The organism is Pantoea sp. R13S299 (genome assembly GCF_048515925.1).
Lineage (GTDB): Bacteria > Pseudomonadota > Gammaproteobacteria > Enterobacterales > Enterobacteriaceae > Pantoea.
Window position 1 is genome coordinate 301,969 of sequence record NZ_JBLYEF010000002.1, and the last position, 11,264, is coordinate 313,232.

The following is an 11,264-nucleotide window of genomic DNA, read 5'->3' on the forward strand; positions in this document are numbered from 1 at the left end:
AAAGATTATAGATAACAGGATTGTCTATGGCTCTACATGGAAAGTTTGTAATCAATGACGCTGACTACTCACCGTTATCTTTTCCGGGCGTGGGTACGTTCTTAGCATTCTCTGGCAATGGTGCTTACCGTAATCGCGGTGCCTGTGGAATGATTCCCAGACAAGGACCTGTGCCAGCAGGTAAATACTGGATTGTTGACCGCCCTGAGGGAGGCTTACGATCACAACTAAAGGCTGGCATAAGTGATATTTATAATCACTACGCCAGCGGTGCTACGTTCAGGCATTCAGAATGGTTTGCGATATGGCGTGATGATTGGTCAATTGACGATTACACATGGATAGAGAATGTAAAACGCGGTAACTTCCGTTTGCACCCTGGTGTACTATCCGAAGGTTGTATTACACTTCCATATGATTCCGATTATGCCATGTTACGCATTGCACTATTGAGAACGCAAAAAATAGAAATTCCTTGCATGAAGAAGTTAATGTCCTACGGAACGATTGAGGTAATTGCCAATGGCAAGACATGTCCTTAGCCTGTTTGTCAAAATATCGCTGTTTATTGCAGTTATGTTGATCGTGGCTAAAGTAGTTCCCTATGATGGATTAGTTGACTCAATCACAGCGTTATTTGATTATCAAAACACCCAGAGGTTTACCCATTTCATTCTGGGTGAACCTGATGTTGAACCCTGGGAATCGTTACAGGTTTATTTTAATCTCTTAATTAATACACTGATTAGTGTTCCTGTCATGAGCGCAGTTATCACTTTTTTTAACCGTGTTACGCTTAAAGTAAAGCCAGCTTCGCTTCTCAAGGAATGGATATTTTCTACATTACGTCGATTAGCAAAGATATTCGCGTTTACTTTTATTTTTTGGGTGCTATTCCGCTGCCTGACTTATCATTCTTTTTTTGAAAATGAGAATAACTTTTCAGATTTTTCCCTGGCTGCATTTATTGGGTTAAACCTGTTATTAACGATTGCCTGTTACTGCTTTATCACGAAGAAAATAACATTCAAAAGGAGTTTGTAAAATGCCTATTCCAGCTTATATGTGGCTTAAAGATGATGGTGGTGCAGATATCAAGGGATCTGTAGACGTTATGGATCGTGAAGGTACTATTGAGATTGTTGGCTTTAGCCATGGTCTTAACATTCCAGTAGACAGCGCCAACGGCAAAATAACCGGTAAGCGTTCACACTCTCCTATGATGATTGAAAAGGAGTTTGATAGTTCCAGCCCGTACTTATACAAAGCTGTTGCCACTGGCCAAACGCTAAAAAGTGCGGAGATTCGCTGGTATCGCATAAATTATGCCGGACAGGAAGAGTGCTATTTTGTTATGACAATAGAAGGCGTGAAGATAACAGGTATTAACCCCGGCATGCCAAACGCTAAGATGATGGGTAACTCGCAGATTAACCATATGGAAAGCGTTTCACTTATGTACGATAAAATTACCTGGCGGTATGTTGATGGTAATGTGCAGTACACTGATGACTGGAACGTGCGAGCCTGAATAAATAAGATGTGATTTTGTTAAATTATCAAAATAATTTCAGGTATAACATTAAACTCGGAGGCTTGTAATAGGATGTTGATTACAGCCTCTTAGCAATCAATAATTGTATGTTGCCAGGCCGTAGTCAGGCGCACCCACGAAAAAAGACACCGCTCCATCAGTGCCTTTCCCAGCTTCAACTCCCAGCTTATCCACCACCAAAATCCCTTACCGATAAAGCCCCGCTTTTCCCACCGAATTAAACAGCGCCATCTTCGCCGCGACCACTTCACTTGCCGCCTGCATCGGTTTAACAAACAAGGCATTAGGCTCGTGTCCGCCCTGTTTCAGCTCCTGCTCCAGCGCCACGAAGAACGCCTTCTTCATGTCACTGGAGATATTGATTTTACCTACGCCATAACGGATCGATTCCGCGACCTCGCTGTCTTTATTACCTGAACCGCCATGCAGCACCAGCGGGATATCGACCACCTTACGGATCTGCTGCAGGCGCTCGATGTCCAGTTTCGGCTGCTTCCCTTTGGGGTAGAGACCATGCGAGGTGCCGATAGCGACGGCCAGCGTGTCGGTGCCGGTCTCGCGGACAAAGGTTTCTGCCTGCTGCGGATCGGTGTAGAGAATCTCGTTACTGCCCCCTTCGCCGCTGCCTTCCGCCACACCGATGGTGCCCAACTCGGCTTCTACAGAGACATTAATTGTGTGCGCTATCTCGACAATCTTCTTCGTCAGCGCAATGTTCTGCTCAAAAGGGTGAGACGAGGCGTCAATCATTACCGAGGTAAAACCGGCGTAGATCGCCTTCATCACCTCTTCCAGCGTGCGGCCGTGGTCCAGATGGATCACCACCGGCACACGCGCCTGAATCGCCAGCGTCCGCAGATAGCCGATGAATTCCGGGCCGGTAAACGCCATCTCTTCAGGGTGGATCTCCAGAATCAGCGGGGAATCCAGTCGCTCGGCTGTCTCAACCGCCACGCGTCCAAACTCTGCACTGGCGATGTTGAACGCGCCCACACCAAACTGATGACGCTGGGCAACGCTGAGCAGATCTTTCATGTTGTAAAGCATAGGTTTTATCCTTGTTTTGCAGGAACGGAGATATCTTTTTTCAGGAACAACAGGATGAGCGCCGTCAGTAAACTGCCTGCGGCAATCGCAAACAGATAACCCATAACGTTGCTGATCACGTTAGGAATGAAGATGACGAAAATGCCGCCGTGCGGGGCGCGGGAAGCACAGCCCAGCATCATCGACAGGGCGCCCGCTAATCCTGAACCCGCCACAATGGCCGGGATGACGCGCAGCGGATCGGCAACCGCGTAAGGGATCGCGCCTTCGGTAATGAATGAGAGGCCGAGGATGTAGGTGACCTTGCCGGTCTCGCGCTCCTGCTCGGTAAACTTGCGGCGGAAGAGGGTGGTCGCCAGCGCGATGCCCAGCGGCGGCACCATGCCCGCCGCCATACAGGCCGCAATCGGTCCGTAAATGCCGCTCGACATCAGGCCAATCGCAAACATACAGACGGTCTTATTCAGCGGGCCGCCCATATCAAAGGCCACCATCATGCCGAACAGCAGACCAAGGATGGCCGCGTTGGTGTTACCCAGCGAAGTGAGAAAGGCGGTCAGCCAGCCGAGCAGCATTTTGATTGGCTCACCAATCAGCAGCACCATCAGTGCGCCGGTCAGCAGCACGCTCAGCAGCGGCACGATTAAAATAGGTTTTAACCCGGCAACCGCTTTGGGCAGGTGGATATGGTTGGTGATAAGCAGCGTGATGTATCCGGCCAGGAAGCCGGCAATAAGCGCACCGAGGAAGCCGGAGCCGGTGTGGATCGCCATCATCCCGCCCACCGCGCCCGCCACAATGCCCGCTTTACCGCTGATGGACTGACTGATCCCCAGCGCAAGAATCGGCAGCATCAGGGCAAAGGCCGAACCGCCCCCGATGTCCGAAAGCATCTTCGCTATCGGGCTGAAATTAGCGTCCCCTGGTGTGGCCGCAGTAATTCCGAATGAAAAGCTCAGGGCGATCAGAATACCGCCAGCCACCACAAACGGGATCATCAGGTTTACACCGGTGATCAGGTGCACATAAATCTCTGAGATCCAGGAGCGGGAACCTGACGCCTCGCGCGCGCTGTTAGCCGGTTCAGACGCATTGTTCTGTGGGGCAGAATCGACCAGCCTTGGCGCCAGTTCTCCGTTCACAATAGCGCTTAACAGGCCTTCAGCGTCTTTCGCGGCACGGGTAACGGGTACCTCGATCACGTTTTTGTGCTGGAAGCGCGCCATCTCAACTTTCTTATCTGCGGCGATTAACACCACGTCGGCCTGATGAATATCGTCGTCACTGAAAATATATTCGCTTTCAATTGCGCCCTGAGTTTCAACTAATACATTCAGGCCCAGTTTTTTAGCCGCTTTTTTTAAATTACTTTCGGCAAGGTAGGTGTGGGCGACACCTGTAGGACAGGCGGTAATGGCAATGATGTTCATAAACGTTCTCCAGTGAAAATTTTATATTTATGTTTTTCGGTCTGAAGGGATGGCTACAACCTGGAATACCTCCTTTGGTTTTTTATTTCATAATATCTCCGGTTTATTCAGGCTCCCGAGCGGGATAACAACAGATGAAACATCTCTTCGCGATGCTCCACATTCAGTAATTGCTCAACGACATCTTCATCGCCTAGCGCGATGGATATTTTGGCGAGCATTTTGATATGCCCGACATCTTTATCAGACTCTTTTACCGCGAAGAGAATAACCAGCCGGACTTTGGTGCCATCGATGGTCTCCCACGGAATATCCCGGCGTAAACGCCCGACGGCAATCCGGGTTTTGGCTACGGCAGCGGATTTACCGTGCGGAATAGCAATGTGATTTTCAAATCCGGTTGAGCCTAATTCTTCACGCAGATAAACATCTTTCAGAAAAGCGGCTTTATCGGTGACGGCGCCGGTCTGGCAGAGCAGGTCAGTCAGCTGAGAGATAATCTGTTCTTTCGTCTGGCAATCGACATCGAGAATAATACATTCTTCTTTCAGGACTTCATTAATAGCCACGGCTGTAGTCATGTTGCTTCTCCATTATTAATTAATCGAATTCGATACCAGACACTCCGTTACTCTTGCGATATCTTTCGCCGAAAACAGGGCCGAGACATAGACCACCGGTTTTTCCAGCGGCTCCAGCCGGATGGTGGAGATCACCACGTCACACTCATGTCGTTTCAGGGAATCCGCGATGTTTTTCCCTGGCACGATGTCGATAATCTTCCAGTCAGGAAAGGCGCGGATAATCCGTCCGTAAAGCAGTTGTGAAGTGCCGAGACCGCTGGAGCAGACCAGCAATACCCGTTTTACCTTGATGCTGTTTTCGATGGCGGCCTGAATATGCACCGTCAGGTACGCCACCTCATCGTCACTGATCTCATCCAGGCTGTACTCCTGCGTCAGCTGGCTGATGACCGCTTTGACGGCGGCGAACACCGTTCCCAGCTCGGTCTGGATATCATGCAGCAGCGGATTTTTAATCCGGATGTGATATCTCAGGCGGTTCAGCATCGGCTTGATGTGCGAGGACAGCGAAGCCTGCAGGTTCTGGTCAGTGGTGATTTCAATGTTGATGCGCTGGGCTACACGAGCAATCAGCGCCTCCGCAAACCGGGTTTCACGTTCGGATATCAGCGAGTCATCGTGCTGTGGCGTCTCGCCACCCGCCTTACCGGAAGAGACCAGATACTGATAGATGGAATGCGACTCTTCGGCCACCAGTACCGTGTTGTACGCGGTCTCGATGCGTTCTATCACCGCCAGCGAAACCTGCCAGGCGTGATGATCGCTGACCCGGCTCATGGTCACCGCGCGGGCATCGGTCCTGTGCATCGGCGAGTGACTCCGGTGAATCAGCACCAGAATATGGGTAAATAAATTGATGTAGTAAGGATCGCTAATCGTATATTGCAGTTGCTGTTCAATAAAACTAATTAATTGCAGAGTAAAGTGGACAGCCTGCTGACCAAATTTTTCTGAAAGCTCCTGCAACGTGCTTTCATCCAGACGGCTTTCCATCATGTCCTGACGGTTATAAATGGATTTTAATACCAGTGCTTTCATCGCCATGCGAATATTCTGGTCACTGCCTTTTATGCTGGTGCCGACCCGGCTTTTTAATAAGGTTAAATCAAACTGATGTAACCAGGCTTCTAATGTTTTTAAATCATTCACTATCGAAGCCCGGCTGATAAAATATTTATCCGCCAGTTCACTGATCGATGAACTTTTGGGTGACAGCATCAATAAATCCGACGCTATTTTCAGCATCCTGAAGTTACTGCTGAAATCATCCACCTCGGTTGAGAAAATCCGGCGCGCGGCTATTTCTGATTGCGCATCAGCGAATTTAATTGTGATCCCTCTCCCACTTTTACCGCTGAGGTTGATTCCCTGGTCAGAAAGTTTCTCGTTAATATCGGCGATGTCGCGGCGTAAGGTTCGGGTGGTGATGGCTGTTTTTTCTGAAATAGAGTGCAGGCTCACATAACTGTTATGAGAAATAAGCTGTCGCATAATCGTCAGTTGCCGCTCAGTCAGCGCCTTCATCATCATAAGGTTCCGCTTAATCAGTTATTCACCTTGTCAGTTATCATCTAAGCAAAGGTACTATGCCATGTAAATATTAAAAAATGGCCACAACCCAGTGGACTGACTGACCACCGGAAAGGAAATTTTTTAAATATTTTGAGAAGAGATAAAAGAATATCGGGACAGGGAAGGGGACGCTAGGTTGGCGCTTGATGGACAGGTCATTACATGAAATCCGGGGTTAGCTGCCCCACCAGCAGGGGCAGCAAATCTTATCTTTACCTCTCCCGCAGCGCTTCTTTCGCCCGGTTCAGCGGTTTCATCAGATACTCCATGATGGTTTTGCTGCCGGTGTGGATTTCACCCATCGCGATCATCCCCGGATAAACCGGAAACTTTTTGCCCTTTTTATTAACCAGATAATCCTTATCGGTGCGGATGTAGACGCGGTAAAAGTACTGGTCGCGATGGACTTCATCCTGAATAGTGTCGGGTGAAATAGAGGCCACTTTGCCCTCCAGACCCCCATAGATGTTGTAGTCATACGCGGTCAGCTTCACCACCGCACGCTGGCCGGGCGTGATAAAAGCGACATCGCGCGGAGCAATCTGCGCTTCAATCATCAGCTGCTCATCCAGCGGCACAATTTCCATCAGATTGCCGCGCTGCGGGATAACGCCGCCAACCGTGTTCACCTCGATATCTTTAACTATCCCTCTGACCGGCGTGACAACGACTGTGCGCTTCAGCGAGTCCGCTCGCCCGATGATAATGGAGCGCTGAGACGCCGCTTCGGCATTGGCTTTCGCCAGCTCTTCACGTGCCTGGACGATATACTGATTTTCAGCGTCGTTGAGCTTGCTTTGCAGGTCGTTAGCCTGACGTTTCAGGCGCAGCACTTCCACGTTACTGGCCGCGCCTTTTGCCACCAGTGATGAGGTCAGCTGTAGTTCGCGGTTAATCAGACTCAGCGCTTCGGTCAGGCCGCTGATGGTTTTGGTATAGTTCTCACGACGCGAGTGATAAAGCGCAGTCTCAGCGGCTACCAGTGGCGGAACTGCTAATACCTCCGGCGGAAATGTCAGAGGTGTGCCTGCGGTCTCAGCCTGTAAGCGGGCCGCAGTCGCCAGCGCAGCACGTAAACGCGACGTGCTCTCCTGCACTCCCGAGTCAATCTGAGTTGGATCCAGCAGGGCCAGAACCTGGCCCGCCGCAACCACATCGCCTTCATGAACCCTTAGCTCTTTCAGGATCCCGCCCTCCAGCGACTGGATGATCTGCTCGTGTGAGCTGGGTACCACTTTGCCGACACCGACGGTGACTTCATCCAGTTCGAAGTTCGAGGCCCAGATAAAGAACAGCAGCAGCATGACCAGCACTGACATAATAATCAGACCGCCGGAAGAGACGTGTTTACGGGAACGCTGATGCTTCTTTTTACGGAATAAGGAGAAAATCATGCCTGTGCTCCCTGCGGTTTAACATTCACTTTGCCCTGATGAGGCGCGGCACTGGCTTCTGGCCTGGTGACCAGCATCTCTGCTTTTGATCCATCCCGCGCAATCCTGCCTTTATCAATCAGCATGATGCGATCAACCAGCTGCAATACTGCCGGACGATGAGTAGCGATAATCAGCGTCCGGTTACCCATCCACGTCATCAGTCGTTCAATCAGATGTTTTTCAGCGGCATCATCCAGCCAGGCGGTCGGTTCATCCAGCAGCAGCACGCTGGGCTGGCGGAGCAGGGTGCGCGCGAGTAACAGCTGCTGACGCTGTCCGCCAGACAAGCCTTTGCCGCCTTCCTGCAACAGATAATCCATGCCTTCCGGCAAGCGCTGAATAAAGTCGAGTGCGCCGCTGATCTCCAGGGCCTGAAGCATCTCCTCTTCCGTCGCCAGCGGCATGCCCAGGCGTAAGTTCTCGCGAATCGTGCCGTAGAACAGGGATGAGTTCTGGGTAAGCAGCCCGACGTCACGCCTTACATCCAGCGGGTCAATGGAGGAAAGCCGCACGCCATCCAGCAGCAGGGCACCTTCGCCCGGCTGCAACAGACCTGCCATCAGCTGCAACAGCGTTGATTTACCGGATCCGTTACGCCCCAGCAGCGCCACTTTCTCACCGGCTTTAATGGTCAGCTTTTTCACCGTCAGCACCGGTTCAGGGGAGTTCGGGTCGTAGCGATAGATGACGTCGGAGAGAGCATATTCGCCATTAATACGCGGGCGATGAATGCGGATGCTGCGTTCTGGCTGATCGACCTCGCTGTTAAGCAGGTTCTCCAGTCCTTCACGCGCCACTTTGGCCTGCTGCCAGCGGCCAAATATCATCGCCAGCTGGCCCAGCGGTGCCATCATGCGTGACGCCAGCATCGAACAGCCAATTAACACGCCGGTAGAGAGGTCACCGCTCATGGCAAAAAAGGCACCCACCAGTACCACGCTGACATAGGCAATGGTCTGGACTTCACTGGTCCAGCTCATCAGCAGGCCGCTGACAAAACGCTGCTTCTGTGAAGATTTACTGATCACCTCATTCAGGTGATTCCACTGGTTCTGAAAATAGGGCTCTGCGCGCAGCAGCTTGATGTCATCCATGCCCTGTACGGTCTCAACCAGCATGGCGCTGCGTACCGCAGACTCGCGCATGGTCGCTTTGGAGAGCTTCGCCAGCGAACCCTGTGCCAGCAGGCCCGGAATAACAATCAGCGGAATCGCCGCCAGCGGAACCAGCACCAGCCATCCACCCAGTAACCAGAGGATAAACAGGAAGATGATTAAAAAAGGCAGATCGGCAATCGCTGAAATGGTGGTCGAGGTAATCAGCTCACGGATCTGTTCCAGCTCGCGGATCTGAGCAATAAACGATCCGGTCGATTTGGGCCGCTGATCGTTACGGATACGCAACGCGTGACCAAAGACGCGATCGGAGATGCGTAGATCCGCGCTTTTACCGGCGGCATCAGAGATATGCGTGCGGATGATACGCATCACAAAAACGCAGGTCAGGGCGATCATTACGCCGCCAAACAGCACCCAGAGAGAGGGCACGGACTGAGAAGGGATCACCCGGTCATACACTTGCATGGTGAAGAGCATCGCTGAGAGGCCCAGCACGTTGGAGATCAGCGACGCAAACATGACGTTTACATAGGCTGGCCACTCACGAAGGATGGTCTGCCACAGCCAGTCAGCACGATGCGGCTTAATATAGTCATCCACCCGCGCATCCGGCACCGAAGACTCCGGCTTCGCCAGCAGTACGCGCTGTGCATGCTGCGACAGCTCTTCAATACTCAGCGTGGTCTGCAGCTGTTTTTCACCGCTCAGCATCACGCTGACCTGGCCATCTTCGCCCACCGTGGTGATGACGCCGACGCCACGAGGACCAAAGTCGACGATCAATGGCATGCGCCACGGATCGAGCTGCTCCGGGTCAAACGCGTCAAAAATCACCAGCAGGCCGAGCTGGCGCGCCATATTTTCAATCAGGGCATCCTGTGAAAGGTGCTGCATGTGCCATTCCGCTTCCCCTTTCACCCGTTCAGGTGAACCATCAAGGCGGTAATGTTTTGCCACCAGTAACAGCGCTTCGAGCCAGGGGGTATAAGCCTTTTTCGCCTCAGGCTGTGCTGTTGCATTCTCGCTGTCAGATATCGTGTTCATTATCATCTTCTCTTAATTGCTGACAGAATTACGGCGCAATGCGCAGTCCCTGAATGACCTTATTATTTAAATCAAACGCTTCGCGTGCCATACCGGTTACTACCAGATAATTAACCGAGGAGGCCCAGAGGTCGCAGCGGGCATTAATTAAATCCTGCTGAGCACGACTTATTTCCTGTTCGGCGTTAAGTAAGTCGAGTACGTTTCGGTTACCCAGTGATAAATATTGCTCACGATAAAGGGAGCGGGTCTCCATAATGGTTTTCATGCGGCGCGTCAGCAGGCTGATATTTTTTTGTAATCCCTTTACGCTCTGGAAATAATTTCGTTGCTGATCGCTGATCTCCAGTTTTTTACTGGCTATGGAGGTTCTGGCCGCTTCCAGCGCTCTGGCACTGGCACTTTCCTGCGCCACTAATGCGCCGCCCTGATAAAGCGTACTGTTAACGGAAAGATAAACGTTCTGGTACTGGCTATGGCGCTGATAATCCGCAATGTCGCCGATATATTTATTGGTGTTGGCTTCAAGCAATAAAGTGGGATAGCGCTGCGCTTTGTAGTTACGTAACTCGGCCAGTGCCACGGCGGCATCGGCCTGGGCGACTAAAATAGTCGGGTTACGGTTTAAATCGATCCGGGCGTTCTGACGCTCAATCAGCGGCAGCAGCGAGATCGGCGCGGATATTTTCTTTTCGGCAATCGACTGTCCCAGCAATGATTGCAGATGGTATTTCTGCTGCTGGAGTTTGATTTCCAGATCCAGTTGTTCTGCCTGGGCGGCTTCAACACGCGCCTGCGCCTGAACCGGATCCACCCGTGTGCTGGCACCGGCATCGGCACGCATTTGCGTCAGTGCCAGGATATCCCGCAGGGCTTTCACCTCTTTCTTTGAGTTATCAAGCAGCTGCGTTGAGCGATAAACGTCATTCAGCGCCAGTGCGGTTTGTTCGATAATGGTGTCGATTTGCATCAGAACAGTAGCCTGCTGGCGCAGATATTTCGCGCTGGCCTGATCGACCGCGCTGCCGGTTTTACCAAAGTCGTAAAGCATCTGAGAGAGGCCGACGGTGGCGATATGGCCGCTGCCTTCATCCTGCTGTCGACCGGTTGTGATGCCCGCTTTTATAGAGGGCAGATAGCCCGCTTTTGCAGCATCAATGGTGAATCCTGATGACTCCAGCGTCGCAATGCTGCTGCTGATGGAGGGATGATGATTCACCGCCAGTTGGATAGCCGCCTGCCAGTCAGCCGGAAAGCTTTCAGCCCCGTTCGACTCCGCAGGCTGCATTTCAATTTCTGCCGGATTAATTTGTAATTTGTCTGCCAGGGCAGATCCGCCCGCAGGTAAGGTTCCGGGATCCGGCGTTTTAGAAAATACGCCCCAGAAACCTGCCGGTGCTTCATTAACGGTGGGTTCGCTGCCTGAAAAAAGTTTTTGATCTGCAGCAAAAGAATATTGGGTAATAAGAACACAGTGC

General features: G+C 51.5%; 10 protein-coding genes. 3 read left to right on the forward strand and 7 right to left on the reverse strand.

All coding sequences use genetic code 11. The features are described 5' to 3' along the window. Nucleotides 1-26 precede the first annotated feature (26 nt). Genes ACN1CO_RS12385 through ACN1CO_RS12395 form a run of 3 tightly spaced genes read left to right on the forward strand, consistent with a single transcriptional unit; the run spans nucleotide 27 to nucleotide 1,531 of the window. Nucleotides 27-542, forward strand: a complete 516-nt coding sequence (locus ACN1CO_RS12385) for a DUF2778 domain-containing protein (protein WP_419139195.1) — start codon at nucleotides 27-29, stop codon at nucleotides 540-542. Beyond that, the gene (locus ACN1CO_RS12390) at nucleotides 523-1,044 is read left to right on the forward strand and encodes a hypothetical protein (protein ID WP_419139196.1); all 522 of its coding nucleotides are present in this window, start codon (nucleotides 523-525) and stop codon (nucleotides 1,042-1,044) included. Before ACN1CO_RS12385 ends, ACN1CO_RS12390 begins: the two co-directional genes overlap by 20 nt. Before the next feature lies 1 nt (nucleotide 1,045). Then, complete coding sequence (locus tag ACN1CO_RS12395; RefSeq protein ID WP_419139197.1) at nucleotides 1,046-1,531, forward strand: Hcp family type VI secretion system effector; 486 nt, start codon at nucleotides 1,046-1,048, stop codon at nucleotides 1,529-1,531. Nucleotides 1,532-1,741: 210 nt separating this feature from the next. On the opposite strand, the gene ACN1CO_RS12400 is transcribed toward ACN1CO_RS12395, so the two are convergent. The 7 genes from ACN1CO_RS12400 to ACN1CO_RS12430 form a co-directional block, all read right to left on the reverse strand. Continuing rightward, nucleotides 1,742-2,602: a ketose-bisphosphate aldolase gene (locus ACN1CO_RS12400; RefSeq protein ID WP_419139198.1), complete on the reverse strand. Its 861-nt coding sequence runs from the start codon at nucleotides 2,600-2,602 to the stop codon at nucleotides 1,742-1,744. Between the two features lie 5 nt (nucleotides 2,603-2,607). Further along, nucleotides 2,608-4,032, reverse strand: a complete 1,425-nt coding sequence (locus tag ACN1CO_RS12405; protein WP_283546355.1) for a PTS fructose transporter subunit IIC — start codon at nucleotides 4,030-4,032, stop codon at nucleotides 2,608-2,610. Nucleotides 4,033-4,139: 107 nt separating this feature from the next. Continuing rightward, entirely contained in the window at nucleotides 4,140-4,613 is a 474-nt protein-coding gene (locus ACN1CO_RS12410) for a PTS sugar transporter subunit IIA (protein WP_419139199.1), read from the reverse strand. A gap of 15 nt (nucleotides 4,614-4,628) precedes the next feature. Then, on the reverse strand, nucleotides 4,629-6,146 hold the full coding sequence (locus ACN1CO_RS12415) for a BglG family transcription antiterminator (protein ID WP_419139200.1): 1,518 nt from the start codon (nucleotides 6,144-6,146) through the stop codon (nucleotides 4,629-4,631). A gap of 254 nt (nucleotides 6,147-6,400) precedes the next feature. After that, nucleotides 6,401-7,582, reverse strand: coding sequence for an HlyD family efflux transporter periplasmic adaptor subunit (locus ACN1CO_RS12420; protein ID WP_419139201.1), 1,182 nt, complete (start codon nucleotides 7,580-7,582; stop codon nucleotides 6,401-6,403). Continuing rightward, a complete protein-coding gene (locus ACN1CO_RS12425; RefSeq protein ID WP_419139202.1) occupies nucleotides 7,579-9,786 on the reverse strand; it encodes a type I secretion system permease/ATPase in 2,208 nt (735 codons plus the stop codon). Before ACN1CO_RS12425 ends, ACN1CO_RS12420 begins: the two co-directional genes overlap by 4 nt. Nucleotides 9,787-9,814: 28 nt before the next feature. Further along, complete coding sequence (locus tag ACN1CO_RS12430; RefSeq protein ID WP_419139203.1) at nucleotides 9,815-11,074, reverse strand: TolC family outer membrane protein; 1,260 nt, start codon at nucleotides 11,072-11,074, stop codon at nucleotides 9,815-9,817. Nucleotides 11,075-11,264 lie beyond the last annotated feature (190 nt).

Coding starts and splice junctions, on each gene's coding strand:
- ACN1CO_RS12410 (WP_419139199.1), bottom strand. CDS start 4,613: ATGACTACAGCCGTGGCTATTAATGAAGTCCTGAAAGAAGAATGTATT.
- ACN1CO_RS12385 (WP_419139195.1), top strand. CDS start 27: ATGGCTCTACATGGAAAGTTTGTAATCAATGACGCTGACTACTCACCG.
- ACN1CO_RS12405 (WP_283546355.1), bottom strand. CDS start 4,032: ATGAACATCATTGCCATTACCGCCTGTCCTACAGGTGTCGCCCACACC.
- ACN1CO_RS12430 (WP_419139203.1), bottom strand. CDS start 11,074: ATGCAGCCTGCGGAGTCGAACGGGGCTGAAAGCTTTCCGGCTGACTGG.
- ACN1CO_RS12400 (WP_419139198.1), bottom strand. CDS start 2,602: ATGCTTTACAACATGAAAGATCTGCTCAGCGTTGCCCAGCGTCATCAG.
- ACN1CO_RS12390 (WP_419139196.1), top strand. CDS start 523: ATGGCAAGACATGTCCTTAGCCTGTTTGTCAAAATATCGCTGTTTATT.
- ACN1CO_RS12395 (WP_419139197.1), top strand. CDS start 1,046: ATGCCTATTCCAGCTTATATGTGGCTTAAAGATGATGGTGGTGCAGAT.
- ACN1CO_RS12425 (WP_419139202.1), bottom strand. CDS start 9,786: ATGAACACGATATCTGACAGCGAGAATGCAACAGCACAGCCTGAGGCG.
- ACN1CO_RS12415 (WP_419139200.1), bottom strand. CDS start 6,146: ATGATGATGAAGGCGCTGACTGAGCGGCAACTGACGATTATGCGACAG.
- ACN1CO_RS12420 (WP_419139201.1), bottom strand. CDS start 7,582: ATGATTTTCTCCTTATTCCGTAAAAAGAAGCATCAGCGTTCCCGTAAA.